Source organism: Mycobacterium sp. (genome assembly GCF_035623875.1).
Classification (GTDB): domain Bacteria; phylum Actinomycetota; class Actinomycetes; order Mycobacteriales; family Mycobacteriaceae; genus Mycobacterium.
Genome location: NZ_DASPSP010000046.1, coordinates 1 through 17,506 on the forward strand (window position 1 = coordinate 1; position 17,506 = coordinate 17,506).

The window sequence follows — 17,506 nt, forward strand, 5'->3', positions numbered from 1 at the left end:
GGGCAGACCGAGCAGGGTGCGCGCCCGCGGCGGGAGGCCGCCGGTCGTCAGAAACGCCGCGACCGGGTTGAACGCCGGCGAGACCACGCGCCACACCAGAGGCGGCACACTCTTGGGGCACGGGAACCCCTTAGTCACATAGAACACTGAGTGGTCCAGGACGCCCTGCCCGAGTTCGGCGAGCATGTTCTGCAGTACGGCAGGCCGCGGGCCGATCAAGAACATCCGGTTGTTGGCGATTCATGAGTAGTCCATGCCCTTGATTCACCCACGAGTGTGCGCCGACACGAACCGTAACCGCCATGTTGCTTTTGGACACGGCGTGGCTTGGCGGGCACAGCTGTGCGGGGCGGCACTATGTCGCTCGTGCCTGAGCTTTCCCGCCGTGCTGCGCTACGCCTGGGCGCCGGTGCCTTTGCAGGAGCTGCGGGCGTTTCGGCGTTCAACGCCTGGCTTGATCCGCAAACACTCAACGCGTCGCCGCCGCAGGCGCCCACCCCATTCGACCCGGCTCCCGCCGGCAGCGCCTTGCCGACCCGGATTTCGGGCTCGTTTATCTCGGCGGCCCGCGGCGGCAAGCTGACCAACTGGATCATCGCCTTGCCGCCCGGTCAGACCGGGCCATTGCGCCCGGTGATCGCGCTGCATGCAGTACGCGGCAACGCAAACCAAATGATGGATCTCGGCGTTGAAGACGGACTCGCCCAGCTGGTCAAGGCGGGTCAACCGCCTTTTGCCGTGGTCGCCGTGGACGGCGGCGACAGCTACTGGCATCGGCGGGCCAACGGCGAGGACTCGGGGGCGATGGTGCTCAACGAGCTCATACCGATGCTGGCGACCAAGGGGCTGGACACGTCGCGGGTGGGATTCATCGGCTGGTCGATGGGTGGATACGGGGCGTTGCTGCTGGGCTCGCGGCTGGGTCCGCAACGGACGGCTGGGATTTGCGCGGTGAGTCCGGCGCTGTACCAGTCGTTTACGGGCAGCACGATTGGGGCGTTCGACAACTACGACGATTGGACCAGGAACACGGTGTTCGGGCTGCCGGCGCTGTCGTCGATTCCGCTTCGGGTGGACTGCGGCACCAGCGACCGCTTCTGCCCGGCCACCCGCCAATTCGTCGCGCAGCTGCGCAGGCGGCCGTCAGGTAGCTTCTCGCCGGGCGGGCATGACGTGTCGTATTGGCGGCAGCAGCTGCCTGGGGAGCTAGCCTGGTTGGCGTCCTGAACTCAGGTGGCTCACCACGGCCAGCCAGCACAATCAGCCCGACCCGCGGGGCGGAGCTGGGTCTGTCTGCGCGACCGGCCGGGTTCCGCCCGGACATCGAAGGCCTGCGGGCCATCGCCGTGTTGGCCGTCGTGCTGTTTCACGCCGGGATGCCCGGGGTCGGCGGCGGCTACGTCGGAGTGGATGTCTTTTTCGTAATCTCCGGTTTCCTGATCACCGGGCTGCTTTGGCGGGAGGTGACCGACGCCGGAACCGTGCGGCTGGGCCGCTTCTACGGGGCCCGGGCCCGACGGTTGCTGCCGGCCGCCACGATTGTCGGGGTCGCCACCTCGATCGGCGCGGCGGTGTTGCTGCCGCCGTTGGCGGCGCGAACCGCCCTCGGTGACGGCATCGCCAGCGCGCTGTATGTCGCCAACTACCGCTTCGCCATGCAGGGCACCGACTACCTGGCCGCCGATGCCTCACCGTCGCCGTTTCAGCACTACTGGTCGCTGGGCGTGGAGGAGCAGTTCTACCTGCTGTGGCCAGCGTTGATCATCGGGACGGCCTGGCTGGTCGGCCGCACAGGCCATCGGGCCCGGCTCAACGCATACCTGATGGTGCTCGTCGCACTGGCCGCAGTGTCGTTCGCGCTGTCGCTGGCCTGGACCCGCAGCTCGCCGCCGTGGGCGTTCTTCTCATTGCCCACCCGGGCCTGGGAGCTGGCCGTCGGCGGTCTGGTGGCGCTGTCGGCCGCCCGCTGGCAACGGCTTCCGGCGCTGGCCGCCGCGGTGGCCGGGTGGGGCGGCCTCGGCGTGATCGTGCTCAGTTGCATCGCACTGGGCACCGGCACCGCCTATCCGGGCACCGCCGCGCTGCTGCCGGTGCTGGGCACCGCGCTAGTGATCGGCACGGGCTGTGCGGCAACCGGCGCCGGGGCCGGCCGGGTGCTCTCCATCGCGCCGATGCGGGCCGTCGGGCGAGTTTCGTATTCCTGGTACCTGTGGCACTGGCCGGTGCTACTGCTGATGCCGTACGTGCTCGGTCATCGGGCCGGGTTGGCGGATCGAGTGGCCGCCAGCATCATCTCGGCCGGCCTGGCGGTGACCACCCTGCATCTGGTGGAGAACCCGGCTCGGTTCGCCGGTCGGATACGCCGCTCGCCGGGGCGCAGTCTGGCGCTGGGCGGCGCCGTCACCGCGGGCGCGGTCTGCGTGGGCGTCACGCTACTGATGGTGCTGCCGGTGCCGGTCGGCCGGGGGGCGGCTGCGGCGCCGCCGAAGATTTCCGTCGCGCCACCACCGAACCGCGTCGCCGATCCGCACGACGCCGCCGTCGAGCAGGCGTTCGCACAAGGCCAGGCCGCGGTGGCGGCCTCGGCTAGCCTGACCGCGGTTCCGTCGAACCTGACTCCGCCGCTTGCCGATGCGGCGGGCGACAAACCCGCGGTGTTCCTCAACGGGTGCGTGCGCTCATGGCGCGAAGTTGGCCAAAGCGAGTGCGCGACGGCCGATACCGCTTCGACGACGACGGTGGCGCTAGTCGGCGATTCGCATGCCGCGATGTGGAATCCGGGGCTGGAATTGGTTGCCGAGCAACGACATTGGCGACTAGAAACGTTGGGCAAAGTCACCTGTCCGTTGCAGGATCTCCCGATCACCAGCCCCTATCTGGGCCGCGGGTACACCGAGTGCGAGCAGTGGCGCCGCGAGATCACCACCCGGTTGCAGGCCGAGCATCCGCGGCTGATTGTGCTCGGGTCGGGCCGACGCTACGGCGCCGACTTCGGCTTCACCTCCTACGACCCGGCGTGGGTCGCCAGCCTGGGTCGTCTGGTGGCGCAGCTGCGCAGCACTGGCGCAACGGTGCTGGTGCTCGGACCGATCCCTGACCCGCACGCCACGGTGCCCACCTGCTTGTCCGCGCACCTAGCCGACGCGGGCGCCTGCTCGCCGCCGCGGTCGGTGGCGGTCAACGAGGCCGGCATCGTGGCCGAGAAGGCAGCGACGACGGCCAGCGGCGGCCACTACGCCGATCTGACCGCGCTATTCTGCACGGCCCAACGTTGTCCGGTCATCGTCGGCAACGACCTGGTGTACCGCGACGACAACCACGTGACGATCGCCTACGCCCAGACACTGGCGCCAGTACTGGGCGTTTTGGCCGACCGGGCGCTGGCCGCCGGCTGAGCCGTGGTCACGGCCGGCATGCCAGCGGCCGCCGCCAGGCGTTGTTGCCGGACTGTTGTCGGACCGTTGCCGCTCAGCGCCCGTTGGCTTGGCACGATTCGCTGGTGAATGCCATGACCCATCGGACGAACCGTCGGTCCGCGCTGCGCCTGGGCGCCACCGGTGCCGCTGCCGCGGGTCTGTGGGCGCTGGGCGCGCTGCCGGATCCGACCCGGGCCGCGCCCGCTCCGCTGAGCAGTCCACTGCCCACCCGCGAGGAGGGCTCATTCATCTCCGCCGCGCGCGGCGGACGGAACACCAGATGGATCATCGCCCGCCCGCCAGGCCAGACCGGCCCGTTGCGCACGGTGATCGCGTTGCACGGGTTGGACAGCGATGCCGCTGGGGTGATGAGCCTCGGTGTCGAGGACGCTCTGGCCAAACTGGCCGGCACTGGCAAACCGTCGATCGCGGTGGTCAGCGTCGACGGCGGCAATGGCTACTGGCGGCCACGGGCCTCCGGCGAAGACTCCGGCGCGATGGTGCTCAACGAGCTGATCCCGATGCTTGCCGGCAAGGGTCTCGATACGTCGCGGGTGGCGTTCGTCGGCTGGTCGATGGGCGGCTACGGGGCGATGCGGCTGGGCTCTCGGCTGGGCGCGGCCCGGACCTTCGCGATTTGCGCGATCAGCCCTGCGCTGTACCTGACGTATTGGGGAGCGCCGCACGATGCCTTCGACGGCCTCGATGACTTCCGGAAGAACGCAGGCGTGAACGCCGCGGAGCTGACGTCGATTCCGCTGCGAGTGGACTGCGGCACCGGCGACGGCTTCTACGTCGCCACCCGGGAATTCGTCAATCGGCTGCCCAGGCAGCCAGCGGGCGGGTTTTACCCGGGCGGCCACGACGCGGAGTTCTGGCGCCAGCACCTGCCCGACGAGCTGGCCTGGTTGGCGTCCTGAGTTCAGGTGGCCCCGCCGGCTCGCCACAGCCGGGCCACACCGACCACCGCCAACATGCCGGCCGCCGTCGCCAGCAACAGCGTCAACAGCAGCAACTGAGGGTCGTACACCACCGACGTGGTGACCGCCTGGCCATCGGCAACGGGCGCGACGACCACGGTCGAGCGCACCGCCGACCAGCTGATCGCGCAGCCCACCGCCGCCAAGCAGGCTAGGGCAAGCTCGACGACGGCCCGAAATCGGGCAATCACCAGCGTGATCCGGCGTCTGGGTTTTCTGGGCCGTCGTCGTCATGCGGATCGGGCTGCGCGCCGTCCCGTCCGACCCTCTCCTCGACCAACGGGGTCAGCGCGGCGCGCAGGTGCCGGTGCCGACGCGCCCAGGCTTGCGCAGTGCGCCCGCCAGTGAGTCGCAGACCGATGCCGATCCGGCCCTTGGGCACCCCTACCAGCTCACCGAGCGCGCGCGCCGTTCGCCAACGCTCCAACTCCTTTTCGGATGTCAGTGGATGGTCAGCTTCGGGGTAGACCTTTACGATCTCGGCCACCTTGATGGTTTCGGTGCCCTGGCGCAGCGTCTCGTTGGTCAGTTCCACCGACGTGTGGATGCGCGCCGCCTTGACCTGCAGCGCAACGAAACTTGTCACGAGCACCAGGAATAGCAGCGGGACAGCGATCTGCCAGCCGTACCCGTTGGTCTTTTCGATCCAAAGCATGGCCCCGGCCGACAACGGGCCGAGCAGCACCCAGTACCAGCTGGCCCCGGCCTCGCGAAAGAGCGGAGCGGCCTCGGTCTCCATGCCCGCGGTCATCAAAACATCATCCCCTGCTGCCCTCGACGCCAAACCACCTGGGGTCCTTAGCGTTGGCCGGGCCGCCGGCGGCTCACCTGGTGAAGTACGCATGGGCATCGCTGCGGTGCAGCAGGAACATCCCCCCGGCGATAAACACCGACCCGACGATGCCGGCAACCCCACAGATCAGCGCGAACATCGGGGGCCAGTTCACGGTGAACAACCTGGTCCCGACGTAGACGACCGTCGCTGTGCCACCGCCGGTCAACACGGTGCGGGCCCACCGGTAACCGGCCCGCATCAGGATCAGGAAGGTCGCCACGATCGCGCACAGCACCGCCGTGAAAAGCCCTGATGCGACATAGAGCACCGCCGATCCGCGACCGGGCGATGACCCGACCATGTCGGCGACGTAGCCGATCACCATCAGCGGCAACGCCGCCACCCACAGCCAAAAGCCGGTGTCGACGTCGACCGGCCGGGTTTGCGGCTCCGCCGGCCGCGGCGAGACGGGATCCGTCACGACAGCCAGGCCGCCGCCTCGGCGGCCCAATACGTCAGCACGAGGTCGGCACCGGCGCGGCGGATGCCGGTCAGGGATTCCAGCGCCGCGGCGCGCTCGTCGACCCAGCCGTTGGCGGCAGCAGCCCGGATCATCGCGTACTCCCCCGACACCTGGTAGGCGGCCACCGGCACCGGCGAAATTTCGGCCGCGGCCGCCACCACGTCGAGGTAGGCCATCGCGGGTTTGACCATGATGATGTCGGCGCCCTCGTCGAGGTCGAGCTGCACCTCGCGCAACGCTTCGCGGGCATTGCCCGGCTCCTGCTGGTAAGTGCGCCGGTCGCCGGACAGACTAGAGCTCACGGCCTCGCGGAATGGACCGTAAAACGCCGATGCGAACTTGGCGGCGTACGCCAGGATCACCACGTCGCCGTGGCCTGCGGCGTCCAGGCCATCGCGGATCGCCCCCACCTGGCCGTCCATCATGCCGCTGGGACCCACCACGTGCGCACCCGAATCTGCCTGTGCCACTGCCAATTCCACATACCTTGTCAGGGTAGCGTCGTTGTCGACCCGGCCGCGCTCGTCCAGCACACCGCAGTGCCCGTGGTCGGTGAATTCGTCCAGGCAGGTGTCGGCCATCAGCACGGTGGCATCGCCAAGGTCCTTGGCCAGATCGCGCAACGCGACGTTGAGGATGCCGTCGGGATCCGAGCCTGCCGACCCGGCAGCGTCCTTGTCCTCGTCGCGCGGCACACCGAAGAGCATCAGCCCGCCCACCCCGGCGCTCACCGCCTCGGCGGCGGCGGCGCGCAACGAGTCGCGGCTGTGTTGCACCACGCCGGGCATCGACGCGATGGGCCGCGGCTCGTCGATACCGTCGGCGACGAACATCGGCAACACCAGATGCCTTGGCTCCAAAGACGTTTGCGCCACCAACCGGCGCAGCGCCGGAGTCGAGCGGAGGCGACGCGGGCGTTGCCGGGGATAGCCCCTGCTCATGAGTGGCGACCCGCTACGCCCGGCTGCGCCGCGGTGGCGATCGTCACTAGCGCCTGCGGCTCTTCTTACGCGGCGGCGGCAGCGCGCCCTCGGCGCGCAGCCGGGCGGCGTGCTCAGCCAGCGCTTCGATCAGCGGGCCCACCGCGGCGGTCTCGGGTTGCACGTCGACCCGCAAACCGAATTCGGCTGCGGTCTCGGCGGTTTTGGGGCCGATACAGGCGACGATCGTGCGCGCATGCGGCTTGCCGGCGATGCCGACCAGGTTGCGCACCGTCGAGCTCGACGTGAAGCACACCGCGTCGAAACCTCCGGTCTTGATCATTTCCCGGGTGGCGGCCGGCGGCGGCGCCGCGCGCACCGTCCGGTAGGCGGTGACGTCCTCGATTTCCCAGCCGCGTTCGCGCAGCCCTTCGGCCAGCGTCTCGGTGGCGATGTCGGCGCGCGGCAGCAGCACCCGGTTCACCGGATCGAAAATGCTGTCGTAGGGCGGGAATTCGTCCAGCAGACCCAGCGACGACTGCTCGCCGGAGGGCACCAGCTCGGGGCTGATGCCGAACGCGCGGACCCGGTCGGCGGTCGATTCGCCGACGCAGGCGATCTTCACACCGGAGAACGCCCGGGCGTCCAGACCGAACTCGCCGAACTTCTCCCACACCGCGCGCACCGCGTTGGTGGAGGTGAACACCACCCACTGGTAGCGGCCGTCGACCAGACCCTTGACCGCGCGCTCCATCTGGGCGGGGCTGCGCGGCGGCTCGACGGCGATGGTCGGCACCTCGATTGGCAACGCGCCGTGCGCGGTCAACCGCTCGCTCATCTCGCCGGCCTGGTCCTTGGTGCGCGGCACCAGCACGGTCCAGCCGTACAGGGCGCGGCTCTCCCACCAGTTCAGCTTGGCCCGGTTGTGCACCGTCTTGCCGATCGTCACCACCACCGGCGACGGCGCAGCGGGGTCGGCGCCGACGACAGACGAATCCATCAGCCCGCCCAGCGTGGACTCCACCGAGCGCTGCGCGCAGGTGGTTCCCGAGGAGGTCACCACGCACGGGGTGGTGTCGGCCAGCCCGTACTCGATCAGCGTGCGCGCCGCGTCAGCCACATGCGACGAGGTGGCATGCAAAATTAGTGGACCGGGTGCCGCGGCCAACGCCCCCCAGTCCACGTCGCCGCGAACGTCGGCAACGGTGTGCGAGGAGCCCAACGGCAACCCCGCATAGGTGGGCACCGCGCAGCTGGCGGCCAGGCCGGGCACCACCTCGAAGTGCAGGTGGCTGCGGGCGACGGCGTTGACCTCGGTGATGACCGCGTCCACCGACAGCGGATCACCGGCGACCAGCCGCACCACGTCAGACCCGGTACGGGCCTCGGCGACTAGCGTCTTGGCCACGTCGGCCGGATCGCCCAGGGCCGGCCGGATGTCGGGTCCGACCGACACCACCGCGGCGCGCTGTTCGTCGGGACTAGCCCCCACAGCACCTACCGCACCTTCGGTGGCCCCACCCTCAGACTGCGCACTCGGCTCAGCCGGCGCGGGCCCGGACACCGGCGGCAAGTCCTTGCCGATCAGTGCCAGCACCGCCTCGGGCACGTCAGGGTCAATGAACACTAGGGGGGCATTCGCCAGCACCGTCGCGGCCCGTGTCGTCAGCAGAGCCGGGTCGCCCGGACCCGAGCCCACGAACATGATGCGGCCGGGCCTCGGCTTACGCCCTCGCGTCGTCATCTGTGTCTCTCCCAGTCACTTCCTCGTGCGGGTGGTCTCACCGCGCAGCCGACATGAGCTCCCGTGCGCCCAGCTCGAACAGCTCGGCGGCCACCGAGAGCCCGAGCTCTCGTGCCCGATCCGGGCTGCCGATACCGGACGCGCGGATCACGTCGGATCCGTCCAGCGCCGCCACGCAGCTGCGCAGCGACAGCTCCTCGAAGACACGGCCGTCCTCGTCAATGGACTCGACCACCTCGGCGATCGCCCCCACTGGCGCGGAGCAACCCGCCTCCAGTTCGGCGAGCAGGGCACGCTCGGCGGTGACGGCCGCGCGAGTGTCGGCGTCGTCAAGTTCCGCCAGCAGTGCCGCCAGTCGGGTATCCCCGGCGCGGCACTCGACGGCGAGCGCTCCTTGAGCCGGCGCCGGCAACACCTGTACCGGCTCCAACGTCTCGGTGACGTCACCGAGGCGCCCCAGTCGGGCCAGACCCGCCCGGGCTACCACGATTGCGTCCAGATCACCGCTGCTTACCCTGTTCAACCTGGTATCTAGGTTGCCTCTTAGGGGGCGGATTTCCAAACCGAGACCCAGTGCTCTAAGCTGTGCGGCCCGCCGGGGCGACGAGGTGCCTACCACCGAGCCGATCGGCAGCTGTGCCAGCACTAACCCGTCTCGGGCCACGACCGCGTCCCGGGGATCCTCCCGCGGTGGGATCGCGGCGACCACGAACCGTGGATCATTGGCGGTCGGCAAGTCCTTGTGCGAGTGCACCGCCGCGTCCACCCGGCCGTCGTCGATCGCCTCGCGCAGCGCCGCGGTGAAAACCCCGACACCGATGCTGGCGATCGGCTCCGACGACCGATCACCCTCGGTGCTGATGGTCACCAGCTCGGCGGGATGACCGTTGGCGACCAAGACATCCCGAATGCCGCCGGCTTGGGTGGTGGCCAGCAGGCTGCCCCGGGTGCCTATCCGGATCACGTCGGCCAAGCGGCTACTCAGCGCTCCCGGCGGCGTCGGATCCGCTTGGGAGAATCGGCAATTCGCCTGCGGTAGCAACGGCGTCGACAGCGGTCTGGTCGAGCTCGAACAACTCGCGCAGCGCCTCGGCGTAGCTGTCCCCGCCGGGCGCGCTGGCCAACTGCTTGATCCGCACGGTCGGCGCGTGTAGCAGCTTGTCCACCACCCGCCGCACAGTGCGGGCCACCTCGTCGCGGTGGGTGGCGTCGAGTCCGGGCAGCCGGTTGTCCAAGCGCAGCAACTCCGCCTCGACCACGTCGGCGGCGCGTTGGCGCAGCGCGGTCACCGTCGGAGTGACCTCGGCCATCCGCTGCCCGGCCAGATAGGTGGCGACCTCGGTGGCGACGATGTGGCGGGCCGCCTCGGTGTCAGCAGCCGCGGCGCGGGCCGACGGCTCCCGCTGCACCCGGTCCATGTCGACGACCCAGACGCCCGGCAGCCCGGCCACCGCCGGGTCGACGTCGCGCGGCATGCCCAGGTCGCAGATCACCAGCGGCTCGGCGGTTTCGTCGCGGCGGGTGGCGGCCAGCGCGTGGTGCACGTCGGCCAGCGACACCACCGGGCGCACCGCGCCGGTGCAGCTCACCACCACGTCCGCGTCGGCCAGCGCGGAAGGCAGCCGGTCGAGGCCGAGCGCTTCGGCCCCGGCGCCCGAGTCGCGGATCCTGCGGGCCAGCCGCTGCGCGCGGGGCAGCGACCGGTTGACCACGTGGATGTCCCGCACGCCGGCCCGGGCCAGGTGAGCCGCGGACAGGGCACCCATCGCGCCGGCGCCGACCACCACCGCGGTCTTACTTTTCAGGCCGCCCAGCTTGGTGTCGGCCATGCCCAGCGCGACCGAGACCACCGACGCACCCGCGGCGTCGATCGCGGTTTCGGTGTGCACCCGTTTGCCGACCGCCAGCGCGCGCTGGGCCAACTCATGCAGGATCCGGCCGACGGTCCGGTTGGCCTCGGCGGCGCCGTAGGCGCGGCGCACCTGACCGAGCACCTGATGCTCGCCGACCACCGCGGAGTCCAGGCCGCTGGTCACGGCGAACAGGTGCTCGACGGCGGCCTCGCTGTAGCGGACATAGGCGTATTTGGTCAGGTCGCTCAGTGACATCCCGGAGTGCTCGGAGAGCACCTGCCCGATGACTGCCAGGCCGCCGTGGAAGGCGTCCACCACGGCGTAGACCTCGACCCGGTTGCAGGTGGACAGCACCATGGCCTCGGTGACCAGCGGCGATTGCATCATCTGGTCGATGATCTTGATCTGCTCGGAGTCGTCGGTGCTGAGCTGTTCCAGGACGGAGACCGGGGCGCTGCGGTGCGACACCCCAAAGAGCAGGACGCTCACGGCTGAATCACCTGGCCTGCTCCCTTGCTATCACCAGTGATCGAACTGGGATCCACGGTAGACGTTTTACAGGTGGGCCACCAAATTTGCGCGGTCGTCACCTGGGCCTCGCGAGGTCCTGGCGGAGCCGGGGCTCGTCGACCTCCCAGTAGCTGTGCTCGCGGCCGTCGAGCAGGACCACCGGCAGCCGGTCACCGAACTCGGCGCGCAGGCTGCTGTCGCCCGCCGCGGCGGCGGCGTCAACGTCGGTCGTCGACAGGTCGAAGTCGAGTTCGGCGGCCAGGTCCGCCAGTTGGGCGTGCACCCGATCGCAGATCGAGCAGCCGGGGCGGGTCAACAGCTGGACCTGTGGGCGGCTCATGGCCCCAGTGTGGCAGTTGGACTGTTTGGGACGCCGAAGAGCGAAGCCGATGCGTTGATCGATTCGACGCGCAATGATCCACAGGCGTTGGAGACAGCAGCGGCTCTGCCGAACACCCCAACACGCCCAGGGCGGATAGTGTTGAACCGTGACCGCTCCCGGCGGCTCGGGCACCGTAGAACCCGGCCCCAACGCAGGACCCGACCCGGCTGAACTGGAACTGGAGACGCTGGCCGCCAACGCCAGCGCCGACCGCGCGCTGGTCGACATCCAAGCCGACGCCGCCCCCGGGCCGGAGCAGCCGCCGGTCGACCTGACCGCGGCGGCGTTCTTCGACGTCGACAACACGCTGGTGCAGGGCTCGTCGCTGTTACACTTCGGCCGCGGCCTGGCCGCTCGCAAGTATTTCACCTATCGCGACGTGATCGGATTCGTCTACGCGCAAGCGAAGTTTCAGCTCATCGGACGGGAGAGCAGCGACGACGTCGCCGCGGGCCGACGCAAGGCCCTGGCCTTCATCGAAGGCCGACGCACCGAAGAACTGGTTCGGCTCGGCGAAGAGGTCTACGACGAAATCATCGCCGACAAGATCTGGACAGGCACGCGAGATCTGGCGCAGATGCACCTCGATGCCGGCCAGCAGGTCTGGCTGGTCACCGCCACGCCGTATGAACTCGCAATAACCATCGCCCGCCGCCTCGGCCTGACCGGCGCGCTGGGCACGGTCGCCGAATCGGTCGACGGCGTGTTCACCGGCAGGCTGGTCGGCGAGATTCTGCATGGCCCCGGTAAGGCGCACGCGGTGCGCTCGCTGGCCATCCGTGAGGGCCTCAACCTCAAACGCTGCACCGCTTACTCCGACAGCTACAACGACGTGCCGCTGCTGTCCCTGGTCGGGACCGCAGTCGCCATCAACCCCGACAGCCACCTGCGCGACTTCGCCCGCAAACGCGGCTGGGAGATCCGTGACTTCCGAACGGCGCGCAAGGCCGCCCGCATCGGCGTGCCGTCGGCCTTGGCGCTCGGCGCAGCGGGCGGCGCACTGGCCGCGGTCGCCTCCCGACGCCAATCACGCTGATAGGCTGCGCCGCTGAGCACGCATGAGAGTGGAGATCAGCGCATGGCAGTTCCCGAGGGCGCCGAAGGACTCATCGGAACGCACTACCGGTTCCCGGATTACTTCGACGTCGGACGCGAAAAGGTCCGCGAGTTCGCGCACGCCGTCAAGGACGACCATCCGTCGCACTACTCCGAGGCGTCCGCCGCCCAGGCCGGTTACGACAGCACTGTGGCGTCGCTCACCTTCCTTGCGGTCGCCGGACGGCGTGTTCAGTTGGACGTCTTCACCAAGTTCGACATCCCGATCAACCTCGCGCGGGTGCTGCACCGCGACCAGAAATTCGTGTACCACCGGCCGATCATGGCTGGTGACCGGCTGTTTTTCGACACTTATCTGGACAACGTCATCGAATCTCACGGCACCGTGATCGCCGAGATTCGCAGCGAGGTCACCGACGCCGACGCCAACCCGGTGATCACCAGTATTGTCACCATGCTCGGCGAGTCGTCGAACCCAGATGCGGACGCAGCTGCGACGATTGCTGCAATTGCATCCATCCGCGGCGGCGCCTAGTGTCAGCCGGGACGTTTGAGGGGGGACCACACCGATGAGCACCGAACTCACGCCGCACTTTGACAACGTCCAGTCGCACTACGACCTCTCCGACGAGTTCTACCAGCTCTTCCTGGACCCCAGCCAGACCTACAGCTGCGCATACTTTGAGCGCGACGACATGACGCTGGAAGAGGCCCAGCTGGCCAAGATCGACCTGTCGCTGGGCAAGCTGGGCCTAGAGCCGGGGATGACGCTGCTGGACATCGGCTGCGGCTGGGGCGCCACGTTGCGGCGCGCCATCGAGCGCTACGACGTCGACGTGATCGGCTTGACGCTGAGCAAAAACCAGGCCGTCCATGCGCAGAAGGTGCTGGACGCCATGGACAGCCCGCGCTCCAAGCGAGTGCTGTTGGAAGGCTGGGAGCAGTTCCCTGAGCCCGCGGACCGGATTGTCTCAATCGGCGCGTTCGAGCACTTCGGATTCGACCGCTACGACGACTTCTTCAAGATGGCGTATGCGGCGCTGCCGGACGGCGGCACGATGATGTTGCACACAATCGTGATACCCACTGTCGAAGAACTCCGGGAGCGTGAGATCAAGCTCACGATGACGCTGGCGCGGTTTGTCAAATTCATGATGAACGAGATCTTCCCCGGCGGTCGACTGCCTTCGGTGGCACTTGTCGAACAGCACGCGGATAAGGTCGGGTTCGAGGTGGCCCGCGTGCAGTCGCTGCGGCTGCACTACGCACGCACCTTGGATATCTGGGCGGGAGCGCTGGAGGCGCGCAAGGACGAGGCCATCGCGATTCAGTCGGACGAGGTCTATGAGCGCTACATGAGGTACTTGACCGGCTGCGCCGACCTGTTCCGCAAGGGCAACACAGACGTCTGCCAGTTCACTTTGGTCAAGCCGGCGGCTTAGTTACGTCGGAACCCGCGGCCTTAGCCGAAGAACATGTTGCGGCGCCCGGCCAGCAGCTGGTAGAGCGTCTGCTGGATGGTCTCGCGGACCTGGTCGGTCAGCTCGAAGGTGACCATAGGATCGTCGGCATCGGCGGCCGCGTGGTGCGCGGTGGGGATCGGCTCGCCAAAGGCGATGTGCCACTTCGACGGCAGCGGCACCAGCCCGGCCGGACCGGCCAGCGGAAACAGCGGGGTGATCGGGAAGTAGGGCAGACCGAACAGTCGCGCCAATAGCCTGACGTCGGCCAGCATCGGGTAGATCTCCTCGGAGCCGACGATCGAGCACGGCACGATCGGGGCTTTGGTGCGCAGCGCCGCCGCCACGAAGCCGCCGCGGCCGAACCGCTGCAGCTTGTAGCGGTCCTTGAAGCGCTTGCCCAGCCCCTTGTAGCCCTCGGGGAACACCGCAGTCAGTTCCCCCGAGGCCAGCAGCCGGTGGGCGTCGGCGGTGCACGCCACGGTGTGCCCGGCCTTGCGGGCAGCCTCGCCGATCACCGGCAGGTCAAACACCATGTCGGCAGCCAGCAGCCGCAGGTCACGCTGGGCCGGGTGCTCGTCGTGAACAGCCACTGAGGCCATCAGCCCGTCGAACGGCAGCACGCCGGCGTGGTTGGCCACCACCAACGCCGCGCCGGTCTCGGGCAGATTCTCGACTCCGCTGACCTCGACCCGGAACCACGACTTGAAGAAGAACCTCAGCAACGGCCGCACGATCGCGTCGTTGAAATGCGGATCGAACCCGAACTCGTCAACGCTGTAATCGCCGGCAAGGCGGTGCCGCAGAAAGTCGGCGACGGCACTGACCTTGTGCGCCAGCTCGTTGCCCGGCTCCTGGGTTTCGGATTTGCCGCCGGCGGCGCGCCGGTGCTGGTCGATCTCGCGGACGACGGCGGCGATCTGATCGGCCGAAGCCTGGGTGCCGGGTTCGGAGAGTAGCGAGGGATGTTGACGAGAGGTCTGAGTACGATTACCGGCGCGCCGCTGCGCCGCTGCACGATTTGAATTCGTATGCAGCGGAATGACTTTCGCCTTCGAATCGCCGGCCATTGAGCTAACTTCCCCCACCCCTAGTTGATTTTGGTTCGCCCACCAAAGCGCTGCGCTGCTGCCACGGCCCGACCTTCAATGAAGCGTACCCACTCTGGATCGAGAATGGGAGTTAAACCTCGGCCGCGTACGTAATCGTCGAAAGCCTCTGCAGTCGTCCACTTGGGGTGGTATGCGAGCTCTTGTCGCATCCTGGTCGTGTCCATTACCCGACCGTAGCTCAGGTAGTCGAGTTGCTCACGGTTGATCTCGGTGTAGTGGTTCGCCCGCCGCACTGAATCCAGCGCCCACAGCCCGAATCCGGGCACCGGCAACGGGACTCGGCCGGCACGCCGGATCGCCTGCGACAGCATGATTACCCCGCTGGCGCCGATGTTGAACGTGCCCGCCTTGCCGGCCATCACAGCGCGCTCCAGGGCGCCCAGCGCGTCCTGCTCGTGCAGCAGCTGCAGCCGTGCGTCGCGGCCGAGCACCGTCGGGACCAGCGGGCCAGCCAAGTATCGCGATAGTGTGGTTTCCATCGCCGGACCGATCATGTTGGCCAGCCGCAGAATCGTCACCGCGATATCCGGTCGACGCCGGCCCAGCCCGCGCGTGTAACCCTCGATGTCCAGGCTGTCTTTGGGAAAGCCTTCCCGGAACGCACGACGGCTGCTGCTGTCTTCGGTGAACATCACCGGATCGTGCGGACTCGACCCATAGACCTCAGAGGTCGACTTCAGCACCACTCGACGCACCGAAGGCGCCTTCTGGCAGGCCGCGAACAGCTGCATCGCGCCCAGCACGTTGATTTCTTTCAACGCCGCACCGCTGCCGGACCGCGGCGCGAACGATGCCGCGGCAGCGTGCACCACGGTATCGACATCGCCATTTCGAATCACCTTGGCGACAAAGGGGTTGCGGATATCCGCTCGGACGAACTCGGCACGGCCCATCCGGCGAAGCATGTCCTTGCTGGGCGCAACCGCGTCGACCGCGATGACCCGGTTTATCAATGGGTTCTGCGCCAGCCGCGCGGTCAGGTAGCCGCCGAGGAACCGACAGGCACCGGTGACCAGCACGACTTTGGGGTAATGCAGCGAATTGCTGGCATCACTGCCACTGCCGCTTGTCCCGGTGCCCGTCCCGGTGCCTGGTTGATCGCCCGACAGATCCACCTCGCTAGCCTAACGACCTTGCAGCTACTGCGGCACAACCTGCGAGCTGCGGCAGCCGTTGGCGGAAGTTACTTTCCAAGTTTTCTGCGCTGCACCCTGGTACGGCGAAGCAGCTTGCGGTGCTTCTTCTTCGACATCCGTTTGCGCCGCTTCTTGATTACTGAACCCATAACTCCGCTATCTGTGTGGCGACCCGAGTGCGCCATGGCCGACCATGTGCAATAACCCGCACACTCTACCCGGGAGGGTGCATCGAACACCAAAACACACCGGTGGGCCGATAAGGCTCACACCGGTGCCCTCCAACGACTTGCGAGTATGACTATCCAGGGTGGGCGTTCCCGCCAGAGTAACGGCAGACCCCTCACCCGGTCAGCCGGCGTCGAAGTAGGAGCTCTCCAGCATGTCGTGCACGGCCTTCGCGTGCACCCGGAAGGATCGCCCCACCCGGACTGCGGGCAGCTCACCATTGTGAACCAGCCGGTAGACCGTCATCTTGCTGACCCGCATCAGCGCTGCCACTTCGGCCACAGTCAGGAATTGCGTCCGGGGCGGCTGGCCGTCTGCGGAACCAGTATCACGTCCCGATATACCGCCAGCCGAATCCCGTGCCGATGGCCCGTTCATAGACGTCATCGCAACCCAATCAGTCAGGCATCTGCAGTCCCAGCGGCTTCCCCTCCGCTGGCACCCACAGGTGCTTACCAACAGGAGAATAGCGGGACTAGTGGGGTTACTGCGACGGGTGAGAGCAAATAAATAAAATTCTATAAATTACTCTGATGTAATTCTTAGCTGCTCAGAGCGGGTTTTTGCGGCCCGCACCGCCTCATCGACCGCCGCCCGCAAACCGCGCCCTTCCAATTCCCGCAGCGCAGCCGCGGTAGTACCCCCGGGCGAGGTAACAACCGCGCGCAACCGCGCCGCGGTGGTGTCCAGCGACAGGTCCGAGGACGTCTCGCCTGGCGCTCCACGGTCTTGCTCCATTCGGTCCAGCAACATCGCCGCCGAACCGGCCATCGTCTGGGCGACCAACTCAGTGGACACCGCGCGGCTCAACCCGACCCCGACGGCGGCGTCCACCAACGCCTCGACCATCAGGAAGAAATACGCCGGACCGGAACCGGATACCGCCGTCACCGCGTCCAGATGTTCCTCGGGCACGGTCAGCACCGCGCCCACCGAATCGAACAGTGCGGCAACCTCTTTGAGCTGCTCATTGGTGACAAACCGGCCCTTGGCCATCGCGCTGATCCCGGCGCCGACCAGGGCCGGCGCGTTCGGCATCACCCGGACCACCGGCGTCCCGGCCGTCAGTTTGGATTCCAGGTAGGCCGTTGTGACCCCCGCCGCGACGGTGATCAGCACCTGCTCGGGGACGTCGTCACTGGACTCTGTGGCCAGCTGGGTGATCTCGGCGACCACCGATGAGACATCGGAGGGTTTCACCGCGACGATGACAAACGTCGCGTTTTCCACCGCATCACGCACGGACGTCACCAGCACCGAATACGTCTCGGCGAGATATCGCGCGCGGTCGGGCATCCGTTCGGCCACCACCAGGTCCTTGACTTGGCGCCCGGCCCGCAACAAGCCCGATAGCAGGGCTTCGCCGATGCTGCCCCCACCGACGATCGCGATTCTCGCCATGCCGCACAGC

At 68.0% G+C, this 17,506-nt stretch carries 18 protein-coding genes and 2 pseudogenes; 6 read left to right on the plus strand and 14 right to left on the minus strand.

Annotated features, from left to right (window positions below; genetic code table 11):
• Positions 1-234 (minus strand): annotated as a pseudogene (locus tag VEI45_RS04060) (hypothetical protein); the annotation flags it as partial.
• Between the two features lie 123 nt (positions 235-357).
• Here VEI45_RS04060 and VEI45_RS04065 point away from each other — a divergent pair.
• From VEI45_RS04065 to VEI45_RS04075, 3 genes are all read left to right on the plus strand, one after another.
• Positions 358-1,227 (plus strand): alpha/beta hydrolase, encoded by an 870-nt coding sequence (locus tag VEI45_RS04065; RefSeq protein ID WP_324850372.1) that lies wholly within the window; start codon positions 358-360, stop codon positions 1,225-1,227.
• A 56-nt stretch (positions 1,228-1,283) separates the two neighbouring features.
• A complete protein-coding gene (locus tag VEI45_RS04070; RefSeq protein ID WP_324850424.1) occupies positions 1,284-3,395 on the plus strand; it encodes an acyltransferase family protein in 2,112 nt (703 codons plus the stop codon).
• Between the two features lie 113 nt (positions 3,396-3,508).
• Entirely contained in the window at positions 3,509-4,336 is an 828-nt protein-coding gene (locus tag VEI45_RS04075) for an alpha/beta hydrolase (RefSeq protein ID WP_324850375.1), read from the plus strand.
• Positions 4,337-4,338: 2 nt separating this feature from the next.
• On the opposite strand, the gene VEI45_RS04080 is transcribed toward VEI45_RS04075, so the two are convergent.
• The 8 genes and pseudogenes from VEI45_RS04080 to VEI45_RS04115 form a co-directional block, all read right to left on the minus strand.
• On the minus strand, positions 4,339-4,587 hold the full coding sequence (locus VEI45_RS04080; RefSeq protein ID WP_324850377.1) for a hypothetical protein: 249 nt from the start codon (positions 4,585-4,587) through the stop codon (positions 4,339-4,341).
• A complete protein-coding gene (locus VEI45_RS04085; RefSeq protein WP_324850379.1) occupies positions 4,584-5,147 on the minus strand; it encodes a DUF3093 domain-containing protein in 564 nt (187 codons plus the stop codon). The genes VEI45_RS04080 and VEI45_RS04085 overlap by 4 nt, the downstream gene beginning before the upstream one ends.
• Before the next feature lie 73 nt (positions 5,148-5,220).
• A complete protein-coding gene (locus tag VEI45_RS04090; RefSeq protein ID WP_324850381.1) occupies positions 5,221-5,652 on the minus strand; it encodes a hypothetical protein in 432 nt (143 codons plus the stop codon).
• Entirely contained in the window at positions 5,649-6,635 is a 987-nt protein-coding gene (gene hemB / locus VEI45_RS04095; RefSeq protein WP_324850383.1) for a porphobilinogen synthase, read from the minus strand. Before hemB ends, VEI45_RS04090 begins: the two co-directional genes overlap by 4 nt.
• Positions 6,636-6,681: 46 nt before the next feature.
• Positions 6,682-8,358 carry a uroporphyrinogen-III synthase gene (locus tag VEI45_RS04100; protein ID WP_324850385.1) on the minus strand — a complete coding sequence of 559 codons (1,677 nt, stop codon included), beginning with the start codon at positions 8,356-8,358 and terminating at the stop codon, positions 6,682-6,684.
• Positions 8,355-9,322 (minus strand): annotated as a pseudogene (gene hemC / locus VEI45_RS04105) (hydroxymethylbilane synthase). The gene VEI45_RS04100 and the pseudogene hemC overlap by 4 nt, the downstream one beginning before the upstream one ends.
• Positions 9,323-9,335: 13 nt before the next feature.
• On the minus strand, positions 9,336-10,700 hold the full coding sequence (locus tag VEI45_RS04110; protein ID WP_324850387.1) for a glutamyl-tRNA reductase: 1,365 nt from the start codon (positions 10,698-10,700) through the stop codon (positions 9,336-9,338).
• Between the two features lie 97 nt (positions 10,701-10,797).
• A complete protein-coding gene (locus VEI45_RS04115; RefSeq protein WP_324850389.1) occupies positions 10,798-11,061 on the minus strand; it encodes a glutaredoxin family protein in 264 nt (87 codons plus the stop codon).
• Positions 11,062-11,275: 214 nt separating this feature from the next.
• Here VEI45_RS04115 and VEI45_RS04120 point away from each other — a divergent pair, with 214 nt between their 5' ends.
• Genes VEI45_RS04120 through VEI45_RS04130 form a run of 3 tightly spaced genes read left to right on the plus strand, consistent with a single transcriptional unit; the run spans position 11,276 to position 13,601 of the window.
• Positions 11,276-12,139: an HAD family hydrolase gene (locus VEI45_RS04120; protein WP_414687393.1), complete on the plus strand. Its 864-nt coding sequence runs from the start codon at positions 11,276-11,278 to the stop codon at positions 12,137-12,139.
• Between the two features lie 42 nt (positions 12,140-12,181).
• Complete coding sequence (locus VEI45_RS04125) at positions 12,182-12,694, plus strand: FAS1-like dehydratase domain-containing protein (RefSeq protein WP_324850393.1); 513 nt, start codon at positions 12,182-12,184, stop codon at positions 12,692-12,694.
• Positions 12,695-12,728: 34 nt separating this feature from the next.
• Positions 12,729-13,601 (plus strand): cyclopropane mycolic acid synthase family methyltransferase, encoded by an 873-nt coding sequence (locus tag VEI45_RS04130; RefSeq protein WP_324850395.1) that lies wholly within the window; start codon positions 12,729-12,731, stop codon positions 13,599-13,601.
• A gap of 20 nt (positions 13,602-13,621) precedes the next feature.
• Here VEI45_RS04130 and VEI45_RS04135 read toward each other — a convergent pair whose 3' ends face one another.
• The 5 genes from VEI45_RS04135 to proC all read right to left on the minus strand — a co-directional run bounded on the left by VEI45_RS04135 (position 13,622) and on the right by proC (position 17,496).
• Positions 13,622-14,689 carry a lysophospholipid acyltransferase family protein gene (locus tag VEI45_RS04135; protein WP_324850397.1) on the minus strand — a complete coding sequence of 356 codons (1,068 nt, stop codon included), beginning with the start codon at positions 14,687-14,689 and terminating at the stop codon, positions 13,622-13,624.
• A 20-nt stretch (positions 14,690-14,709) separates the two neighbouring features.
• Entirely contained in the window at positions 14,710-15,768 is a 1,059-nt protein-coding gene (locus VEI45_RS04140) for an SDR family oxidoreductase (RefSeq protein WP_324850428.1), read from the minus strand.
• Positions 15,769-15,914: 146 nt separating this feature from the next.
• Complete coding sequence (locus VEI45_RS04145; RefSeq protein WP_003402602.1) at positions 15,915-16,016, minus strand: 30S ribosomal protein bS22; 102 nt, start codon at positions 16,014-16,016, stop codon at positions 15,915-15,917.
• Positions 16,017-16,218: 202 nt separating this feature from the next.
• A complete protein-coding gene (locus VEI45_RS04150; protein ID WP_324850399.1) occupies positions 16,219-16,482 on the minus strand; it encodes a helix-turn-helix domain-containing protein in 264 nt (87 codons plus the stop codon).
• Positions 16,483-16,620: 138 nt separating this feature from the next.
• On the minus strand, positions 16,621-17,496 hold the full coding sequence (gene proC, locus VEI45_RS04155) for a pyrroline-5-carboxylate reductase (protein WP_324850401.1): 876 nt from the start codon (positions 17,494-17,496) through the stop codon (positions 16,621-16,623).
• Positions 17,497-17,506: the final 10 nt, after the last annotated feature.

Excerpts from the sequence above, each read along its gene's own strand:
- VEI45_RS04065 (WP_324850372.1), top strand. The coding sequence starts at position 358 with ATGTCGCTCGTGCCTGAGCTTTCCCGCCGTGCTGCGCTACGCCTGGGC.
- VEI45_RS04075 (WP_324850375.1), top strand. The coding sequence starts at position 3,509 with ATGACCCATCGGACGAACCGTCGGTCCGCGCTGCGCCTGGGCGCCACC.
- VEI45_RS04085 (WP_324850379.1), bottom strand. The coding sequence starts at position 5,147 with ATGACCGCGGGCATGGAGACCGAGGCCGCTCCGCTCTTTCGCGAGGCC.
- hemB (WP_324850383.1), bottom strand. The coding sequence starts at position 6,635 with ATGAGCAGGGGCTATCCCCGGCAACGCCCGCGTCGCCTCCGCTCGACT.
- VEI45_RS04100 (WP_324850385.1), bottom strand. The coding sequence starts at position 8,358 with ATGACGACGCGAGGGCGTAAGCCGAGGCCCGGCCGCATCATGTTCGTG.
- VEI45_RS04115 (WP_324850389.1), bottom strand. The coding sequence starts at position 11,061 with ATGAGCCGCCCACAGGTCCAGCTGTTGACCCGCCCCGGCTGCTCGATC.
- VEI45_RS04125 (WP_324850393.1), top strand. The coding sequence starts at position 12,182 with ATGGCAGTTCCCGAGGGCGCCGAAGGACTCATCGGAACGCACTACCGG.
- VEI45_RS04130 (WP_324850395.1), top strand. The coding sequence starts at position 12,729 with ATGAGCACCGAACTCACGCCGCACTTTGACAACGTCCAGTCGCACTAC.
- VEI45_RS04135 (WP_324850397.1), bottom strand. The coding sequence starts at position 14,689 with ATGGCCGGCGATTCGAAGGCGAAAGTCATTCCGCTGCATACGAATTCA.
- VEI45_RS04145 (WP_003402602.1), bottom strand. The coding sequence starts at position 16,016 with ATGGGTTCAGTAATCAAGAAGCGGCGCAAACGGATGTCGAAGAAGAAG.
- VEI45_RS04150 (WP_324850399.1), bottom strand. The coding sequence starts at position 16,482 with ATGACGTCTATGAACGGGCCATCGGCACGGGATTCGGCTGGCGGTATA.
- proC (WP_324850401.1), bottom strand. The coding sequence starts at position 17,496 with ATGGCGAGAATCGCGATCGTCGGTGGGGGCAGCATCGGCGAAGCCCTG.